The organism is Nostoc sp. DedSLP04, from assembly GCF_034530775.1.
GTDB lineage: Bacteria > Cyanobacteriota > Cyanobacteriia > Cyanobacteriales > Nostocaceae > Nostoc.
Genome location: NZ_JAVRCL010000051.1, coordinates 1 through 20,021, shown reverse-complemented (window position 1 = coordinate 20,021; position 20,021 = coordinate 1). Strand labels below are relative to the sequence as shown.

Sequence of the window (20,021 nt, the reverse complement as noted above, 5' to 3'; positions counted from 1 at the left end):
TCCTCACTCCTCACTTTTAACTCCTAACTTTTTTATTCCACCAAACCATGCTTCATCGCATAACGGACTAATTCCGCGCGGTTGCTGGTTGAGGTTTTTCTCAATAAACTGCTAACGTACTTTTCCACAGTTCGAGGACTCAGGTGTAACTGAAGACCCATATCGGCATTAGAAAGACCATGAGTTAATAACTCTAAGACTTCCTGTTCTCTGTGAGTTAGGGATGAGTGCAGATGGGATTTCTGAATTTGAGTGGACAGAGAATTATGGGCATCCGTCGCTTTTATCGAGCCGGAAATGCCCAAACTATCTTTATGAGAAAAACGATACTCTGATTGGATAATTTGCGATCGCTCCAAAAGATTGCGGATTGCTGCTGCTAACTCTTCCAGTTCAAAAGGTTTGGGTAAATATAAATCGCACCCTGACTGGTAGCCGAGAATTCTTTCTTGGGTCTTAATGCGTGCCGTTAATAAAATTACAGGCAATAAACGAAACACTGGTTGTTGACGCACCCGGCGCACCAGTTCATAGCCATTCATCCGTGGCATAACAATATCCGTGACAATCAAATCAGGATGATACTCATCCACCATAAACAAAGCCTCTTGACCGTCATTAGCCACGATCACTGAGTAGCCAGACAGTTCAAGATAGTCGCTAACAGACAGACGAGTGCCCAAATCATCATCCACTACAAGGATCGTCAAGGGCATGGATAATACACCCCTAGCATTTTTTTACTCAGAAATTTGCTTTTATGTACTCCGTTAATGAACACAGACAATAATAGTGTTCTTATGTTTCATACTATGACAGGATTACCAGCTAATGACTGCTCTCAGGGTTTATTTATAAAGGAAATCTTAAATCATTAGGAAGGTTAACGAAATGTAACCACCTTAGACTCCCTGTGCTTAGGAGGCATAGAGAGCTTTGTAATTTGTAACAACTCATCATTAGCGTCATACCAATTCTTTGTCAGGACTTATGCAAAAGAGAAGTGAAAATCTTGATTTTCTGTAGAGACAATTCATGTAAACGCCAAGAAGCAAGTTACACGGAGTTTTTCTTAGAGAATCGGCTTACCACAAGGTATTGCCTTTACTTGATGTGTAAGTCCTATTTGTGAAACTGCACAAAATCAGGCTTAGTGAGACAAGTTGCTCAAGCAACTTGTTCTATGAAATCTTAGAGGTAATCGGTATCAGCTAACTTAAAATTGCCAGAAAACCTTAATTGTGAACTTAGAAAAGCTAAATTAGTGATATACAGTTCACCATTTATAGCGGTTCTAAGATACACCGTATAATTCACAAGCCAATCCAAATAATTTTTTAGGTACATTTAAAGCACACAAAATTATCAATGAGCGACAAGAACGAAGGTTACAAAGTTATTTGCGACAACCGTCAAGCCCGTTATTTGTATGAAATTCTAGAAACTTACGAAGCTGGAATTGAGTTGACAGGAACAGAGGTAAAGTCGATTCGTGCGGGTAAAGTCAATCTCCAAGATGGCTATGCTTTGCTTCGCAATGGTGAAGCATGGTTGATCAATGTGCATATCTCGCCTTACAACGCTAGTGGACAATATTTTAATCATGAACCACGGCGTACACGCAAGCTTCTATTGCATCGTCAAGAACTCCGTAAGCTAATTGGCAAAGTTGAACAGCAGGGTTTAACTTTAATCCCTTTGAAAATGTATCTCAAACGAGGCTGGCTAAAAGTCAGTATAGCTCTTGGCAAAGGTAAAAAGCTCCACGATAAACGAGAAGACCTGAAACGACGCCAAGACCAGCGTGACATTCAACGGGCCATGAAAAGTTATTGAGGATTCAATGTTGCTAAACTACCACAGCAAGAATGAGAAACAGACTGCTGTGAAAACCATGCTGTATGTCTACAGCGTGAGTTATGAAAATGCCGAGTTTATAGCCGCAGATTGATTTTGTTAAAGTTAAGACTCGATACAGTGGTGAGTGACTTTAAATAGCATCAGGAACTTTCACAACTATGAAAAGTAATTTCATTACCGCTGTTGGCGCTGGCGTTCTCACCTTGAGTATGGGAATTTTACCTTTAACTTTATCTGCACAAGCTCAGACAACTAATGACACTGGAGCTAGTACTACTACTACTACTGCTCCAACAACGACTACTGACAATCGCAACGATTTTGATTGGGGTTGGCTAGGATTGCTTGGTTTACTCGGTCTAGGCGGGTTGGCTGGCAAAAAGAACGATCGCGAATCTGTAGCTTATCGCGACCCTAATGCTCCAAGTGCTACTACTTACAGAGATTAAACAATTCAAAAGTTGTCAGTTGTCCGGTAAGAAAACAACTGACAATTTATTTATGTTAATTTATTGCTGGATCTGAGTTAGTTGTATTTGTCTGGTTTTGAGCTAAAGGTGTCCAGTAGCTGGCAATTAAGGCAACGATCAGCCACCAGAGGGTATTTACTTCAGGACGATACCAGACAGTATCTACGGTGCCGTGAGCTAGCATACCCAACAAAATAGCGATCGCCCCAATTAACCAAAATCCCTCTACACTTCTGATTTGTCGCAATCGCCGCACTTGCAAAATTGCTGTATTAAATGTGACAATCAATAGCCAGAGAAAGCAGGCTAAACCAACAAAGCCAGTTTCTACAGTCACTTCAAACAATATCGAATAGGCGCTCAAAGCAGTGTAACGAGGGCGTTGGTAGAGGGGATAAACTTTATTAAAAGAGTTGTGACCAGGCCCAATGCCGAAAATCGGGCGATCGCGAATCATTTCAAATACAGCATCCCACACATTTCGGCGAAAATTATTACTGCTATCCTTACGGTCGGCAAAAATACTGAATACTCGCAGCCGCACTGGCTCTACAAATATCACTGCTAGCACCAATACGCCGATCAAACCTCCTAAAACAATCGGTATTGACCAAGTACGCCAAAAACGAGGCATTTCCACGCTTTTCCAATAAACTAGCAATGCCATCACAGCTAAAACTGCTACCACTAGTCCAATCCAACCACCACGACTAAAAGTCAGAATTAGGCAAGAACTATTGACAATTAGCATCGTTAATGCGAGGGCTTTTTTAGGCCAGCTTTGCCATGCAAAAATTGCCACTAAGCTAAAAATTACTGCTGGTAATAGATATCCAGCCAATAAGTTGGGATTGCCTAAATAACTGTAGACTCTTGTAGTCTTAGACATAGGAGATTCTGGATCGACCCAAGTTGCCAATGCTGTGGCTCCAAAAAACCATTGCCGCAACCCGTATACACTAACAATTAACGATACGTGCAGATAAAGGATGATAATCCAAGAACGGAGGCGAGGCGACCTTAATACCCTGGCACAAAGGGTAAATAGTAGCAAATACAAGGTCAAGGTTCCCAAATCGTTAAGTGCCGCCTTTTTCACTGGTGATAATGCTGTTGCAACTGCGGCAACTCCCCAGTAGAGCAATACCAGTAAGTGAATGGGAGTGACTGACGACGAGACATTTGCTGGTGTTACTTCATCAGATATAGTCAACAATAGCCAAAATCCGACACAAGCCACCAGCAAAAAACCCACCAATGTACTCGAAGCAAAAGGTGCTAGAGCATATATTAAGCTGAGTAAAACCGCTGCGATCGCATCTCCCCATTGAAGCAAGACGCTAGTTTGCCGCCAAGAACTTAGCAATCCCACCAGAGAGCGGTGTACATAACTGGTAGCAAGATATTCTTTGAGCGGTAAAGTTGATAGAGTAAATCGTTGCCAGACTAAATTCATAAAAAACATTGCGATCGATTAGCCTGCCGACGCAGAACTTGGAATCGATCATAATGCCTATAGCTATAAAAAGGTAATAACAGAAATTGCACATCACGCGATGGCGCTCTTATTCCTAGCCATCAGCCAATAGAAAGTTAAGAATAGTTCTTCATATACTGAGTACAGCTTGATGTAAAATAGTGGCGAATTGAGGGTTGAAATTTAAAGGCATAGGTAAGCGCAGAAGCACACAGAGAATTAATCAAATCTAAATAGAAAATACGTCTTTCCCAATCTCCATTACCCCTTATCCCCAGAGGGGGCCCCACCTTCTTCAATCCCCACAATTAGACATCGCTAATTGCTTGTGAGGAAGTCGCTAGTTGCAGTGGCAAAGAAAGCACATAACGATATCCTGATTCTGGTGAACCTTGAATCAAAATATGTCCACCGTGCAATTCTGCCAGTTGACAACTTAGTAATAGGCCTAAACTTTCACGAGAAAGACTTCCATGTGATTTAGCTAAATTTATACCTGAACTATTAGCAAAGAAATTTGAGTGGGAATCACTCAAGTTTTTGGAATTTTCCACTGCTACTGATGAAGTATCTAGTTGTTCTTGTCTTTCTGTATGAGTATTGTAAGTTGCAATCTCACCTGTAAGCTCCAGCAGCGACAAAGAATTGAGACGGAAGTAAGGATCGACCTCTGTTATGCCATCCCCTAACCAGGGATGAGAAACCCAAATAGTAATGTTGAGCGTATCTTCTTTATAAGAAACATGAATGCGAACAATGCTACCTGTAGCCGAAAGTTGAATCACACTGAAAACCAGATGATAAAGCATTTGCCGCACCTTGTCTTTATCTAAAGGCCAAATGCGATTGCGGCCTGGTTCTATAGACAGGCGAATATCTTGCTCGCGGCGATTAGCTACTTCTTCTAGGGTATTGATAGCTTGTTGGCATAGCATTTCAATATCCACGGGAGCTAAATTTAGTACAGTTGAGTTTTCGTCCATCGCTCCTAGTTCGGTAATTTCGTTTACTAGGGAAAGTAAGTACCGACCACTGTGTTGGATAATTTCCAAATATTCTCTCTGCTTAGTCGTCAAAGGCCCATAAATCTCACGTCCTAAAACACTAGCCATACCGAGTACAGACGTTAGGGGCGTGCGTAATTCCTGAGTTAGCTGACTCAAAAGTTCTAGCTTCAGTTGCTTAGTAGAAACAGAGTCGTTATCTTGAGCGGATGCAGTGATTTTAATATCAGTGTTACGTTCCTCATTCAGTGAAAATATCGGAACGTTCTTGGCAGCGCTTGATTCGAGTTTCCCTTGCAGGAGTCTATTACGTTCAAATTCACTCATACTCCAACGAGCAATGATTTGTAAAAACTCAATATCTCGGGTTGTAAAATTGCGCGGGACTAAATCCATCACCGCTAATGCACCTAAACAATGTCCCTCAGCATCAATTAATGGCGCTCCTAAGTAAGCACGAATACCATAATCTTGCACTAACTTGCTGCCAGCAAGTACTGGATCGGTAAGTTTATGCGTATCATTAATTACAAATACTTGAAAGCTGTCTACTACCTGAGTGCAAAATGATTCCCGGCGTAGTAGTTGGCGGCTTTGTGCCAAATGATTCATTAGTCCTAGTCTAGATAAGCCTATCGCCGATTTGAACCAATGGCGTTCTTGATCCACAAATCCCAATATCGAAATTGGTGCTTCCAAAAAGTGGGCAGCAGTCTGTGTGGCTTCTTCAAAAACCGGAATCGTTTCTGGTTGCCGCAAACCTAAATCGGACAAAGCTTTGAGGCGTTGCTGTTCTCTTGATTCATGAGAATCCCAACCATCCTTTAGGGCAAATAATTTGTTTTCAGGCTCTATCATTGCCACTGCTACCTTAATAATTTCTCTATCGTGTTAATTGATCCAAGTCCTATTTCTAGGTTATCAATTGCTATTTTTAAGCATTCCCTAATTTTGCCTCTGACAAACAAATTTAGGGCAAAAATTTTTTCTCCCTTGCATTAAGCCAAGATGTGGTGTCTGCTAGTTACTAGTTACTGGTGCTGAATGTTCTTTATTTAGCACTGATGTAGTCTTTATCGCTTGAGATTTTCCAATCAGACTGCGTTAGATTTGAATTCAGCCAGGGTAAGCTAATGCTAAGGATACAATACAAAGGAGCTATGATTCTTTATCTATATAAGGGAAAATTTTGACTGGAACATTCAAGGTAAATTTACTTAAAAAAATAGATGTTGATGTAATAAAATATAGACATTTTACTGATAACAACTAGCACCCAGAGATGATAATCCTAGTGCAAGATGACCTAAATAGGCTAACCATATCCCTACGGATTAGCAAACTACCAAATTATTGAAAAGCCCAGTTTCTGAACTTTTTGAATTTTGAGAGAAGTCCGATGGCAACTTCGGGCACTCAAATTAAGAGGGCGTGATTTTGAAAACCATAACCGACTAAATAATCGATCTAAGCCTTTATCCAAATAGATTAAATCTACGACAATTTCATGCCGAAAATTGTACAAGGTTTTCTATTTTTTCCATGTGAGGAAACATTTTTTGAGGACGACTGATAATGAATAAAATGACTATTAGAGTTCCTTTTGTAGACCTAAAGTTACAACATGAACCAATTCAAACGCAATTGCAAGATGCAATCCAATCTGTATTGGAACGGGGAGATTTTATTTTAGGACAAGCACTTTCAGATTTTGAAGCAGCATTTGCGGCAGTATCTGGTACGGCTTATGGAGTTGGTGTAGCATCAGGAACAGATGCGATCGCTCTGGGATTACAAGCGTGTAATATTGGTGCTGGCGATGAAGTAATTTTACCCGCAAATACTTTTATCGCCACCTTAATTGGGGTGCTACGTGCTGGAGCTAAACCAATTTTGGTAGATTGCGATCGCCAAACTGCTTTGATTGATTTAAGAGAAGCAGCAAAGGCAATTACGCCTCAGACTAAAGCAATTATCCCCGTGCATCTCTATGGTCAGATGGTATCACCACGCGATTTAGTGAACTTTGCCGATACTTACAAACTCCTAATTTTTGAAGATGCCGCCCAAGCACATCTCGCCCAAAGAGACGGATATTACGCTGGTTCAGTAGGAATAGCAGCAGCTTTTAGTTTCTATCCCAGCAAAAATTTGGGAGCATTTGGGGATGGGGGAATGCTGCTGACACGAGATGCAGATGTAGCCCAGAAGATGGTGCGCTTGCGAAATTATGGTGCATCGCAAAAGTATTTTCATACTGAACCAGGTACAAATAGCCGCTTGGATACTTTGCAAGCAGCAATTTTGCACAAAAAACTCCCATATTTGCCGCAGTGGAATCGCGATCGCCTGACTATTGCCCAGCAGTATGATAATGAACTAGCACCCTTGGCAACTGCTGGAATTATTCCTATAGAAAATCAAAGTGATACAGGACACGTTTATCATCTTTATGTGATTAAAGTAGATGATTCTTGCCCAATAGAACGCCAGCAACTCCAGGAAAAACTCACAGCAGCGGGGATTCAAACTGGTATTCACTACCCAATTCCTTGTCATCTTCAGCCAGCATTCACCAACTTAGGCTATCAACTGGGAGATTTTCCCCAAGCAGAAAAGTTGTCAAAGCAAATATTATCATTACCGATGTATCCTGGTTTAAGTAGTAGCCAAGTCAAAGAAGTTGTAGCAGCGATCGCCAATGCAGTCTCAACAAGTTATCAGGCAGATAATCTATCTACTGCCGACCTGGGCAGCGTGGTAGCCTGAAGTTAATTCATACTTAATTTGTTCTTTGTCCTTTGTCCTTTGTCATTTGTCTTTTCTCATTTATCCTTTGCAAATGACCAATGACTAATGACCAATGACTAATGACCAATGACCAATGACTAATACTGAAAATCATGGCACTCCAGCAACAGGTTAAAAATATAAACGCATCAGGCTTGTTAAATATAGCTATTTTAGGCGTTTTGCTGCTGCTTTATGCTCCAATATTGCTACACTGGTTGGATGGTTGGCTGCACAAAAATATCAGTACAGAACACGAATATTTCAGCCACGGAATTATTGGTCTACCATTTGCGGCTTATCTGGGCTGGATGAACCGGAAAAAGTGGAAACGTTTGCCAGATACGATCAATCCTTTGGGCGCTGTTTTATTGTTATTAGGGGCAATTTTTTATCTTAGCGGTGTTACAGAGTGGGTTAACCTTTCTTTGCCCGTGATATTAATCGGATTATGCCTGTGGTTTAAGGGAATAGCAGGTTTGCGATTACAAGGATTCCCTCTACTACTAGTATTTTTAGCAACCCCAACAGCATTACCTTATCTCATTGCTCCCTATACTTTGCCTCTGCAAAGCTTCATCGCTGGCACAGCAGGCTTCATACTGAATCAATTTGGTATGGAAGTAACCGTAGATGAGATCAATCTTTACGTGGGAGGACGGATTGTAGAAGTTGCTCCCTATTGTGCAGGGCTGAAAATGTTATTTACGACTCTCTACGTGGGCTTAATGCTGCTTTATTGGACAGATGCTTTGTCTTCACGGCGGACAACTATATCGTTTTTATCTCTTGCTGCGATCGTTAGTGTTACTGCCAACATCATTCGTAATACTTTACTGACTTTCTTTCACGGCACGGGTCAAGAAGCGGCTTTTAAATGGCTGCATGAAGGTTGGGGTGGCGATCTCTACTCTGCTTGTATGTTGGTGTCACTAGTGCCCTTACTGAATTGGATTAATACCTATTTTTCAGCATCTCTAGAAACTGAGCAAGAGGCAGAAACTTAGAACTATTGGGCATTGGGCATTGGGCATTGGGCATTGGCACAGGAGCAGAGGGGAAAATTTTCTGCAACTTCTCCCCTGTTCTTCACTCTCCCCTCCTAACTCTTTTAATCTTTCATCATTTATACGTAAGTCCTAAATATTACTGAACTCACAATGTGATTTTATAAAGTAAGATTTTGCCTAAGTATTGCAAATTTTACTGATGATTTCCTTCTCTAAATTTTTCAAGGAAAACCAATTGACTCAGGTAGCAGCACTTTTATTATTGCTACTGCTGCTAGCAATGGCGGGGGTTCCCGGATATCTGACAGGACACTGGCAATGGAAACAGCCGCCCCCTGTTCCTACCCTCCACGAATTAAAACAGATTCGCAAGACTGGGTTAACCCTTCCTGGTTGGCAAACCATTGAACAAGCAGAACAGCAAATTGGCGAACATAATTGGTCTTTGCAGGTAGTTAAAAAAGAAGGTTCCGAATCCCAGGCAATCCTGCTTTTGTTGCCGCAAAATGGGCCTATGGATCAACCAGAGGTAGAGTGGACAGATGTTAACGGTTGGGGAAGGTCACGCTGGGGAAAGTGGGATATAGCTCAATCTCGTTCTGCCAAATTTACAGTCAAACCATCTGCAAAGTTGGCTTCTAATGTCGAAACTAAAGTAGAAGCTAGGTTTTTTCGCGCCTCCACACCACAGCAAACCTTCGCTGTTTTGCAATGGTATGCGATGCCAGACGGTGGAAATCCATCACCTTTTCACTGGTTCTTGGCAGATCAACTAGCACAATGGCGCAAGCAACGCACTCCTTGGGTTGGCGTGAGCATTCTGATTCCAATGGAACCTTTGGGGCAGGTAGAAACATCTTGGTCTTTAGCTCAGTCTATTGGGGAAACAGTTCAAGCTGCATTAATGGCAGGCCCTTTGTAGAGTCTGTTTTGATGCCCTTGCGCAGAGATTTATCAAGAGTATCTCTATAAATTGTGTTCAGGCTGAAACTCATCTAAAATGATGTTAACAACATCAAGTTAGAAATTAAATTTAGCAAAATTATTCTCTTTTTCTTGGTAAATACTTGTAGGTAAAAGAGACATTGAAGGCATTTTTAGAGTAAAATAACCACTCGGCGCGACTAATTTCTATCTAAATATTTTCTGCACCAATGTTCATAGATGCTAGTTATTATATGCGTGGATTCAGCGCCTTGTGTTTTGTCAGTCTTCAAGTAGGAGTTTTCTTAACAACACCTATCCAACTTGTTGTCGCCCAGCCTTTTCCATCTCAAGGACAATCACCAAACCTATTCCCCTCGCCTGTGCCAGTTAATGAAGTTGCACCTAGTGGTGTAAATGAAGAAATTTCTCCGCAACTCAGTCGCTACCTCTTGGGGCCAGGAGATGCAATTGGTGTTGTGCTTCAGCGTCCTCCCGGCCCGTACCGCTTAGGCATAGGGGATGGAATTAGCGTTTCGGTTCAGCGCTTTCCAGATTTAAGCTTTCAAGCTTTAATCAACCCAGAAGGTAATATTGCGGTGCCGTTATTGGGAACAGTTTCTTTACAAGGTTTAACCCTAGAAGAAGCTCAAGAAAAAATTCGCTTGGGTTTAAATCGTTATGTTGTCGATCCAATCATAGTTTTAGCCTTAGTAACGCAGCGTCCAGACCTCAGTTTTCAGGCTGTAATTAGTCCAGAAGGCAACATCATCGTGCCACAAGTGGGAACGGTGTCATTAAAAGGTTTAACTCTAGAAGAAGCTCAAGAAAAAATTCGCCTGGGCTTGAGTCGCTTTTTCCCAGATCCAATCGTGGTAGTATCCTTGGCAGGAACGCGATCAGTTCAAGTTACCATTAGTGGGGAAATATTTCGACCAGGAATTTATCCAATTAATTCACCAACACCTCGTGTTGCTGATGCTTTGCTAGTATCTGGTGGTTCAACGTTGAATGCAGACCTGCGACAAGTGCAAGTACGCCGAAAGTTAATCGATGGTTCTGTGATTTCACAAACGATTGATTTATACGCAGCACTGCAAAATGGCGGTTCAATCCCGAATTTACGCTTACAAGACGGAGATGCGATACTCGTACCCCGTCGTGAAGTTGGTAGTGAGGATGGTTATGACCGCAATTTAGTAGCACGTTCATCCTTGGCTACACCACAGATTAGAGTCCGAGTTTTAAATTACGCTGCGGGTGGTCTTTCCATTCAAGCACTGCCTAACGGCAGTACATTTGTAGATGCTTTGGGAGGTGTAAATCTAGACACTGCTAATCTGAGAGATATCGCTCTGGTTCGCTTTGATTCGGAACGAGGCAAAGCTGTTACCCAAAAACTTGATGCTAAAAAAGCTCTAGGCGGTGATGCGTCGCAAAATGTAGCACTTCAAGATAACGATGTTATTGTTGTTGGTCGGAACCTCATTGGTAGAATTACTAATTTCTTGACCACCATTACCCAACCTTTCTTCAATGTTCAATCTTTTCTCCGGTTTTTTGACAACATCGGTGGTGGATCGAATTAGTAACATTAAAGAAGGATACAACCTAGAAATAGTTTGGAGTGTAAAAAACCACATCTCTAACTGAATATTTGAATTTATTAATGGAAAAGTCTTAAAGATATCAACCGATATATACAGTAGGAAGTTGATAGCATACTTGTATCAAAGCCACTATCTTTGTTTGGTGCTTCCTAAATTTTGAATTTTGTATTTTAAATTTTGAATTGGAGCGAAGCGACCATGACCCCACCAATTGTTAAACGCTATCTGATTGCTTTTGATAAATATAAATGGATTGGACTAGCTAGTTTTGGTTTAGTTGTCGCCGGCTCAACTGTGGTAGCTATGCAACCAGAGCCACCTACTAGCTATATAGCATCTGGGGCACTTACTTATAGTGGGCCGCCAGTTTCTTTCTCTGCAACTGGTAATGAAATCCAACAGCAAGGGAAGGAACTAAATGAGGAAGTTTTACTATCAAACCAGATAATTGCAGGTGTGGCTGAGAAAGTCGGTGTCAAACCGAAACAACTCGGTGCAAGTCTTGCTCTTGCTCTACCTAAAAAAAATGCTAAGAGTGGAGAATTAGAATCTTCTACCTTTGAACTTAAATATGTAGATAGTGACGCCAAACGAGGCATACAAGTCTTGACAGAATTGATGCAAGCAATGATCAAGTTGAGCAGTGACATCAATACTGGGCGCTTACAAGCAATTATTCAAAAGATTAACGATCGCACACCACAAGCTAAACGGGAATTGCAAATTGCTGAAAAGAAGCTGGAACAGTACGATCGCGTCGAGCGAACAGCAATCTTAGCAGCAGAGAATGGCAGCTTGTTAAGCGCCATTACTGCCAGCCAAAATCTCCAACGGCAAATTCAATTAACTATTTCTGGGGTTGATGGTCAAGTTCGCAGTTTACAAAATAAGTTAGGCTTAACAGTCGGACAAGCTTATGTTTCTTCTGCTTTGAGTGCCGATCCAATTATTGGGAACTTACGAGCGCAAATTTATCAAAGTGAATCGCAAATCGCTGTACTCAGAAAAGATTTGCGGCCGGAACATCCAACAATGGTGCAGTTAATGCGTCAGAAACAAGCTGCTGAGGAATTACTCCAACAACGTGCTGCTGAAGTTTTAGGTGGTGGTGGAACGGCAGCTCCGCTTCAGGGTAGCGTTGCAGGTATTCGCACTCAAAGCAGCTTAGATCCAACACGCCAGCAATTGGCAAACCAAATGGTGTCTTTACAAACTCAACGGGAGACACTGCAACAACAACTAGCTCAAGAAATCCAACTAGAAGCGCGGCTCCGGCGAGAGTATGCTCTGATACCCAATAAGCAATTAGAGCGATCGCGTTTAGAACAGGAGGTTGGACTCAAAAAAGCCATCTATGACCAAATGCAGGTGAAGCTAACCGATGCGAAAACCGCAGAGGCAGAAACTACTAGCAGCCTCAGTATTGCCAGACGCCCCGCAGTCACTGTCGATCCCAAACCTCCGAAGAGTGTGCCTATTACCCTGGCTGTGGGTGGTTTCTTAGGTGTATTGATTGGTGGCGGAGTGATATTTTTGTTGGGAGCGCTGGAAGGGACTTTCAAAACCAGGGAGGATATTCGCGAGAGCCTCAAGCAACGAGAAGTGGCACTGTTGGGAGAATTGCCTTTAATGCCAGTTGATGATTTGGAGCCAGATGCAGTACCGGTAGTATTTTCCCAAGATTCTCCTTATTTAGAATTTTATGAGAAATTCCGTAGTAATATGCGCCGGATTGGTGGTAAAAACTTAAAGGTAGTATTGATTACTAGCACCAGTAGCCTAGAGGGGAAAACGGCAAGTGCTTATAATTTGGGTGTTGCTTCCGCCCGTGCTGGTAAAAGAACCTTAATTATCGAAACAGATTTGCGATCGCCTTCCCGTTGTACATCTTTAAAAGTAATCCCTGACCCTGAAGCCACTATTGAACCTCTACGTTATTACGCTAATTTGAGTGAATGTATTCGTTTAGTTCCTGATGTAGAAAATTTATACATTCTTCCCAGCCCAGGCCCAGTACGGCAATCCGCTGCTATTCTTGAATCCAGCGAAATGCGGCGGCTGATAGAAGATGTCCGCGAACGGTTTGATTTAGTCATTTTAGATACTAGTCCCCTCAGCATATCCAATGACCCATTGTTAATTCAACCCTACAGCGATGGGATCGTACTGGTGGCGCGACCAAACTATACGCAAGAGAATATGCTCGGTGAAGCTATCGATCAATTGGTTGAATCTGAACTAGGGTTATTGGGAGCAATTATCAATGGTGCTGATATCATCGTTTCTGTACCTGAAGAAGTTGCAAAATCACCAACATTTACATCTGAGGTAGAACAGTCAGAAGAAGTTTCCGCGAGTGCCAACAAAAACTAATAGTTTCAAATGTGTAAATTTTAACGCAGACTATCGCATTGGCGTTGGCGTTCGCTTTAGCGTCTCTGAAAGAGAATCGTCTCGCAGAGAATTGAAAGGTAACAATTTTTGTGCTACGAGTTTCAGCAAATGCTGTATTTAGTCGCGTCGAAACAAGCCAAATAAGGGAGCAAGAATTACCCCAAATACAAAACCACCGATGTGCGCCCAATAGGCAACTCCACCAGTTTCCACGCTCATGTTAGCGGCTGTTTGCAGGGTAGCAAGACCGGAAATTACATTTTGCACAATAAAAAGTCCAATTATTACTAGTGCTGGGACTCTGATTGTGGTGATGAAAAACCCCAAAAATATTAAAGTCATGACTTGAGCGTGGGGAAAGCGGATAATGTACGCACCTAGAATCCCAGAAATTGCACCACTTGCCCCCAAAGAAGGAATCTCAGAATTCATCCCAATAAACCATTGGCACAAGGCAGCTAAAGCACCACACGCCAAATAAAAAATCAGATATTTGGCATGACCCAATCGATCTTCAATATTGTTGCCAAAAACCCAGAGAAACACCATATTTGAGATTAAGTGCCACCAACCACCATGTAAAAATTGCGACGTAAATAACGTTATCCACTCTCCATTCAAATTGGTGGTTAACTCTTGAGGTACTACTGCATACTCACTTAAAAACCGACTCAATTGTCCATGTGACAGGCTCACCTCGTGAATAAAAACTAAAACATTCATGCCAATTAACCCATAGGTGAAATACGGGGTAATTCGTGTCGGATTTTCATCGTAAAGGGGAAACACAGGTGTTTTTCCTAAATTATTGACTAACTGCAATATAGCTTGTAAGGCTAGCAGTTGCGAAGGTTAAACAATTTCACCTATTAAATTAATCAGTATAATTGAGGGTAACAAAGATACTATGAAAAATTACTTATACCAAGATTCTTCCTGAGATTTATCGCTAAATAAACCCAACAGTGGGCCGAGAATTGCCCCGAAGATAAACCCGCCTGCATGGGCCCAGTAGGCAATACCGCCACTTTCCATACCGATGTTAGTACGTGCTTCAAGGCTAGTAAGTCCGTAAAAGGCTTGTTCGAGAAACCAGAATCCTAAAAAGAAATATGCGGGGACACGGAAAGTTGGGAAGAAAAACCCTAAAGGTACAACCCCAAGGACTTCGGCGTTGGGAAAGCGGAGAATGTATGCACCCATGACACCTGCGATCGCACCACTTGCACCCAAAGAAGGAATGCTAGAATCTTGAGCGAAGAACCACTGGGTCAAAGATGCCAAAACACCGCAAGATAAATAAAACAGTAAATATTTGGCATGACCTAACTTATCTTCAACGTTGTTGCCAAAAATCCAGAGAAACAACATATTGCCAGCTAAGTGTAAGAAACCACCGTGCAAAAATTGTGAGGTAATTAAAGTTGCCCACTCTGGTACTGGTTGATGTACAGAGATACCCGCAAAACTTAAAGTCAGTTCTCGTGGAACTACAGCCGCAAGGCGTAAAAATCCATTTAATGCTTGTGGGGGAAGATTTGCTTCATAAAGAAAAGCGAGGACATTGACAGCAATCAACCCATAAGTTACATAAGGGGTGATTTTTGTCGGATTATTATCTCTAATGGGAACCACGAGCGTTTTTTCCTGATTTTAAGACAGCAATTCTACAATACGGAATTTTGTAAGTAGTTTCTTCTGCCTCGTGGATAGATATCAGTTTAATATTTGAGATTTACTGTAGGACTTACCTCAATTCTAGGGTCTTCCAGACTGCAAAAGTATTTGAGAATAGTATCGTCGTAACTTAGTTTTTCCGGCAGGTATTGATTCAAGCTAGAGATTTTGTGAGAAGCTGACCATCCAAAACCAGGCTAAGTTGCCCATTGGCAAGAATGCTAGTTCCTTGGATATAAGCAGCAACCGGGGTTGCTTCCCCCAGAGGATGGATTGCAGAGGATTGCTTGCCGATGATGCAATCTACTTCTAAAGCACATCGTTTGTCTAAGTAACGAAATACTAATAACGGCTTATCCTGTTTGAAAGCATTTAGTGTATCTGTGCTGTAAGTAGTAACTGAGGTGGGAAGGTGGTTAGGACAAGTCAGCACATCAGTCAATAAGTAGATAGGGACGAGCATTTCTGTTGTTAGATCCTCCTCAGCATAACCAAGCAAGCCACTGGTGCCAGAAGACTGCAATAATAACATCCGTCCCGCTTGAGTTTGGATAATTTGTTCGGACTGGGATAGACAAATCTGCTCTACAGAATCGGCAATAAATGCATAGACTCTGGAGTTAGCTTGACAGACGATAAGTTGAGCAATTTTGCGATCGAGGGGAATTTGGAGCGAGAAGGCTGTACCATGTCCAGCTTTAGACTTCAGTACTATTCTTCCCTGAATAGCTGTTAATTGCTTGCAAACTTCAGTTAATTCTACTCCTAACTCTAAGGCAGCACGATCGCACAAAACAGATGAAACCTCTGGCTCAAGTACCAGTTCAGTCACTTGTAACATATCCCCTGGTTTTGTCAGGGCGAACCCTTGGGCTAAAGCAGGTTGATAGATTTGCGATAAGTTAAGTCCTGCGCCATCATCACAGCCATCAATAATTAGTTGATTTCCCTGCTGGTAAATCTGAAATTCAATCATACCGTTGCTATTTTTACCTAGCTGTTGGCGTGTTTGGCATGACTCAATACTTTGCTCTAGTAAATAACAACTGATATGCAACAGGAAGATACGGAGGCGATCGCTAAATGCCCGATCGACTTGGATATCGCTAATTTGTAAATGTAGTCTAGCAGACTTATCTTGTAGAGCTTGTAACTGAGACCAAAGCCGATGCAATGGTTCTAAGGCTACTTTTAAAGGAATAGTTGTAACTGTTTTGACTAAATTGGAAGAATGCTTAAGTAACTTTTCCTGCTGTATGAGTTCTTGTTTGAGTTGATGATGATTGTTATTGAGCGAATCAACAGTTGATGCCACCTGAGACGCTTGGGCCAAGACAGATTGCAGAGTACTGTATAATTGCTGAGAGCGAGAAGCAGCTAGAGGAGAAAGGGTATCTGAAATTGCTGCTAAACGTCCTGACCATTCCTGTAGGTTATCGAGCAGGTGTTGTAATCGTTTAACTTGTCGGAGCAACCGCCCGATCGTATGTTGCTGTTGTTCTTCTTGACAGGCTTGCTGATTATATGTAGTTAATAATGTTGCAACTAGCGCATTTAGTTGTTCGAGATGCTTAATATTGATGGGTATAGCGGCTGGAATACTTGTTGCAAGAATGGTAGAAATCGATTCTTGTAAAGAGAGTGGATGGCGATCGCTCAAAGATTTAACTAGGGATGCAACAGAAGTTTCAGTAGGCAGGGAAAAATCCCCCAACCAAGCATGAAAATCTCCTTCCTCCAGGTTTACTAGTTCCTCTACATTGGCGGGAAGCCGTTCAGCATCTAGGTAACTAAAGCTACTAACCTGGAGGTTAGTTTCACTTACTAGTTTCCTGTCAAGACTTTCCTTGTCTTTAACTATAACTTGCTCTGGTAGAGATATAGAAGCTTCTAGCTCGGCCAAGGAATCGTTAAACTGAATAACTGGTTGATGTTCCTGCGGTTGCTCTAGCGATGTCTCAAGGTGTGTATCCTGGGAATCGCCAAATTCTGCTTGCAGACGCGCAACAATGGCAGACATCCGCTCCAGAATTTCTACTTCCTCAATTTTTGAGGCTGTTAAAAATGCCATCAGCAGCATCTGTAGGCAATCTAATCCTTCCGATAACAGGGAGGCGATTGGAGCGTCAATAGTTGCCCGATACTGATGCAAAAGCTGAAAAATCTCTTCTAGTGCAGCCGCAACTATCGCAATGGTATCTAGTTCGGCTGCTATAGCAATCGAATGCAGAGAGCCAGCAGCTTCCATGAGAGCCAAAGCTGTACCGGGGTTACTGTCTTTTGTATAGTTAGGCAACTCCTGCTCCAAGAACAGTAACAAATCGATCGCTTCTTCTAGAAAGCGATCGTCGTTCTGCGGTTGGGGGACAAAATCGGTACTCATGAACGTAACTCTCAGTTTCTATGGGGTTTGTGACAATTCTATGGTTTCGGCATTGATTTGAGGGTACAAGCAGCGATGTCAGCGATCGCTCTAAATTGCTCCTGGATTTGCGCGATTGATTCCAGCCCCGCACTGATTTGTCCATTGCACGGTTCGATAGCAGAAGCAACATCTACTGCTGTCACCTGTAGTTCCTGGAACCATTCCTCTACATTTAGGGTGCTTTCGCGGGCTTGATGGGCGAGAATTTCCACCTGTTCGGCAGCAGTTAGCAAACCTCGTTCTTGCTCGCTAGCTTTTGTTGCTTCGATGGCTGTATTCAAAGACAAAATCTGAATCTTGGTACTTAAGCTTTCCACAAGGCGAACAAAGCCAGAAGTTTGCTGACAGAATTCACCGAGGTATTGCAGCTGTTTATTTGTAAAAGCAACAGTATCTTGAATAGACATTAAATGCTCACTGGTCAGTTCGGCAATTCTTGCTCCTTCTTGTACGGTTTGGCTCACCTGCTGGAATGGCACTAGTAACTCAGACAGATCGAGGGATTCAAGCTGTTGAGCAGGTGGAGCTACTATTTCAGCCGAGTGCAAGTTAATTGTCAACATCATTCCTACTTGTTGCAGCAAACTGCGCTCTGATTCCTGCCATTGTCGGGGTGCAAGGCAATGATGAATAACTAAAAAACCCCAAGGCTGTTGTTTGACAATCAAGGGCAAGCACAGGCTAGCTTGCACCTGAAAGCGTTGCCAAAATTGCTGTTGGCGCCCAGTTAGTTCTAATAATTCAGTTGCGTCACTAACATCGGGTTTAGTAACAAACAAATTTATCGGTAGGGATTGGTTGAGCAGGGATATCCAACCCGCTTGTGTAGCTTCAGCGATCGCTCGAGAGCGATTATCTTTTTCAAAACGATAAATCAGGACGCGATCGGCGTTGAGAACATCTTGAAGGGCGCTGACTGTAACCTCCAAAAGTGCAGCTTGGTCTTTTGCCTGCTGCATTTGCCGCTCGATGATCACAAGTTGTTCTCGCTGGAGTTGAAAAGCCCTTTGCACATTGTCATCATTGTCACTGGGCGAATCCTTAGCCAAAGCTTGGATAAAAGCTTCGATTTGACTTACCTTCTGCTGCAATTGAGCGACCTTTGGCCCCTTAGCAGATTGAAAGACTGCTTTGATTAGAGCCACATTAGCCAAAATTTCTTCTATCGGGATTTGATTTTCAACAGGCTGGGTTTCAAAATTAGGGTCTAAGGTTGCGATCGTCACGAAAAACTCCTTGGCAGCATCAAGTTAAATCAGTGGGTTTGCCATTGTAATGTCTGGGCGATCGCTCTGGTGTCTAAAATCCAGCGATCGCCTGGTAGAATACCTCGAACAAAATTTAGTAGTTTGTTTGGGGAAAAGTCGGTTGGTGCTGATTGTGCTTGCTGTAAATCCTGCCACTCTACATCGTAGACATGAGCCACCAAAAATCCGATTACCTGATTTTGCAGCTCGATAACCAGAACCATTGGCTTTTCTGGTCGTGAGTGCCGCTTTAAAAGCGGCGCATAACCAAGCAAATGTTCCAAGTCAACCAGCCGCAGCATCTGTCCTTGCCAATTATAGAAACCTAAAATCCAACTTGGTAAGGCCGGAGCTGGGGAAATTTCTTGGCTAGCGAGATGAATAATGTCCTGTAATGAGTGGAATGGTAGCAATCCACTGCCTTGATTTCCCAAGGAAAAACGCAGAAATCTTTGCCGTTGTTCGCCTGATGTCAGCCCAGGAGCCAATAGCTGGGTTGTTCCCGGCAACCCCAACTTATCAGCCAATATCTGGTTCATGCCTAGAAGAAGTACTTTGAGTGGTTCCTCGTTTGGTGTTACAGATAAAACAGCCATGTGGCTCACACAGCTTAACTCTGCCACTTGCCGATAAGACCAAGGCACAGGACGCACAACTTCCAAAGGAATATCGATTAAGGCAGGGGGCTTGTCCACAGGAATGCCACAAATTTCCCCAGTCCGCGTTTGAGTCAGAAGTAAAAAGCGCCCTGAAGTGTCAACCGCAGAGAGAACTTGATGCGCCTGTTGGTCTTGTACTTGCGGAATTAACTTCTGGCGCAAGTCCACAATCGTAATAGTTTGCGCTCCCAAATCGACCATCCCGATCCCACTTTCAACCGTACTGCTAATAGGAGGACAAGCAATCACCTTGAGAACTGCACCAACTGGCAGGGCAAATAAATAGTCTGCGATCGTAAAAACAACGACTCGTAATGAGTCGTTTTCGGTCACAGCGCCTGATAATCGCTTAAACGGAAAGGGAGTGTTAAGCATAGCAAGTGGTTGGGGGTGAAGGAGGCAGGGGGCAGGGGGCAGGGGGCAGGGGGCAGGGGGCCGGGGGCAGGGGGCAGGGGGCAGGGGGCAGGGGGCCGG

At 42.7% G+C, this 20,021-nt stretch carries 15 protein-coding genes; 7 read left to right on the top strand and 8 right to left on the bottom strand.

Features of this window, described 5'->3' with window-relative positions; genetic code table 11:
* Positions 1 to 32: 32 nt before the first annotated feature.
* Positions 33 to 716: a response regulator transcription factor gene (locus tag RMX89_RS24650; RefSeq protein WP_322673863.1), complete on the bottom strand. Its 684-nt coding sequence runs from the start codon at positions 714 to 716 to the stop codon at positions 33 to 35.
* A 652-nt stretch (positions 717 to 1,368) separates the two neighbouring features.
* Here RMX89_RS24650 and smpB point away from each other — a divergent pair.
* Together smpB and RMX89_RS24640 are read left to right on the top strand one after the other, a co-directional pair.
* Positions 1,369 to 1,836, top strand: coding sequence for an SsrA-binding protein SmpB (gene smpB / locus RMX89_RS24645; protein WP_094349892.1), 468 nt, complete (start codon positions 1,369 to 1,371; stop codon positions 1,834 to 1,836).
* A gap of 182 nt (positions 1,837 to 2,018) precedes the next feature.
* Positions 2,019 to 2,309 (top strand): WGxxGxxG family protein, encoded by a 291-nt coding sequence (locus RMX89_RS24640; RefSeq protein WP_322673864.1) that lies wholly within the window; start codon positions 2,019 to 2,021, stop codon positions 2,307 to 2,309.
* A 55-nt stretch (positions 2,310 to 2,364) separates the two neighbouring features.
* On the opposite strand, the gene RMX89_RS24635 is transcribed toward RMX89_RS24640, so the two are convergent.
* Positions 2,365 to 3,786 carry an IctB family putative bicarbonate transporter gene (locus tag RMX89_RS24635; protein WP_322673865.1) on the bottom strand — a complete coding sequence of 474 codons (1,422 nt, stop codon included), beginning with the start codon at positions 3,784 to 3,786 and terminating at the stop codon, positions 2,365 to 2,367.
* 329 nt (positions 3,787 to 4,115) lie between these two features.
* Positions 4,116 to 5,669: a GAF domain-containing sensor histidine kinase gene (locus RMX89_RS24630; RefSeq protein ID WP_322673866.1), complete on the bottom strand. Its 1,554-nt coding sequence runs from the start codon at positions 5,667 to 5,669 to the stop codon at positions 4,116 to 4,118.
* A 717-nt stretch (positions 5,670 to 6,386) separates the two neighbouring features.
* Between RMX89_RS24630 and RMX89_RS24625 the strand changes: the two genes are divergently transcribed.
* From RMX89_RS24625 to RMX89_RS24605, 5 genes are all read left to right on the top strand, one after another.
* Entirely contained in the window at positions 6,387 to 7,580 is a 1,194-nt protein-coding gene (locus RMX89_RS24625; protein ID WP_322690796.1) for a DegT/DnrJ/EryC1/StrS aminotransferase family protein, read from the top strand.
* Between the two features lie 134 nt (positions 7,581 to 7,714).
* A complete protein-coding gene (gene crtB, locus RMX89_RS24620) occupies positions 7,715 to 8,608 on the top strand; it encodes a cyanoexosortase B (RefSeq protein ID WP_322690795.1) in 894 nt (297 codons plus the stop codon).
* Positions 8,609 to 8,810: 202 nt separating this feature from the next.
* Complete coding sequence (locus RMX89_RS24615; RefSeq protein WP_322690794.1) at positions 8,811 to 9,533, top strand: cyanoexosortase B system-associated protein; 723 nt, start codon at positions 8,811 to 8,813, stop codon at positions 9,531 to 9,533.
* A 232-nt stretch (positions 9,534 to 9,765) separates the two neighbouring features.
* Complete coding sequence (locus tag RMX89_RS24610) at positions 9,766 to 11,124, top strand: polysaccharide biosynthesis/export family protein (protein WP_322690793.1); 1,359 nt, start codon at positions 9,766 to 9,768, stop codon at positions 11,122 to 11,124.
* A 219-nt stretch (positions 11,125 to 11,343) separates the two neighbouring features.
* Positions 11,344 to 13,518, top strand: a complete 2,175-nt coding sequence (locus RMX89_RS24605; protein ID WP_322690792.1) for a polysaccharide biosynthesis tyrosine autokinase — start codon at positions 11,344 to 11,346, stop codon at positions 13,516 to 13,518.
* 138 nt (positions 13,519 to 13,656) lie between these two features.
* On the opposite strand, the gene RMX89_RS24600 is transcribed toward RMX89_RS24605, so the two are convergent.
* The 5 genes from RMX89_RS24600 to RMX89_RS24580 form a co-directional block, all read right to left on the bottom strand.
* Positions 13,657 to 14,328 (bottom strand): rhomboid family intramembrane serine protease, encoded by a 672-nt coding sequence (locus RMX89_RS24600; RefSeq protein ID WP_322690791.1) that lies wholly within the window; start codon positions 14,326 to 14,328, stop codon positions 13,657 to 13,659.
* Between the two features lie 126 nt (positions 14,329 to 14,454).
* Entirely contained in the window at positions 14,455 to 15,174 is a 720-nt protein-coding gene (locus tag RMX89_RS24595; RefSeq protein WP_322673872.1) for a rhomboid family intramembrane serine protease, read from the bottom strand.
* A 196-nt stretch (positions 15,175 to 15,370) separates the two neighbouring features.
* Positions 15,371 to 17,599, bottom strand: a complete 2,229-nt coding sequence (locus tag RMX89_RS24590) for a chemotaxis protein CheW (protein WP_322690790.1) — start codon at positions 17,597 to 17,599, stop codon at positions 15,371 to 15,373.
* A gap of 38 nt (positions 17,600 to 17,637) precedes the next feature.
* The gene (locus RMX89_RS24585; RefSeq protein WP_322690789.1) at positions 17,638 to 18,867 is read right to left on the bottom strand and encodes a GAF domain-containing protein; all 1,230 of its coding nucleotides are present in this window, start codon (positions 18,865 to 18,867) and stop codon (positions 17,638 to 17,640) included.
* A gap of 29 nt (positions 18,868 to 18,896) precedes the next feature.
* Complete coding sequence (locus RMX89_RS24580; protein ID WP_322673875.1) at positions 18,897 to 19,922, bottom strand: chemotaxis protein CheW; 1,026 nt, start codon at positions 19,920 to 19,922, stop codon at positions 18,897 to 18,899.
* Between the last annotated feature and the right edge of the window lie 99 nt (positions 19,923 to 20,021).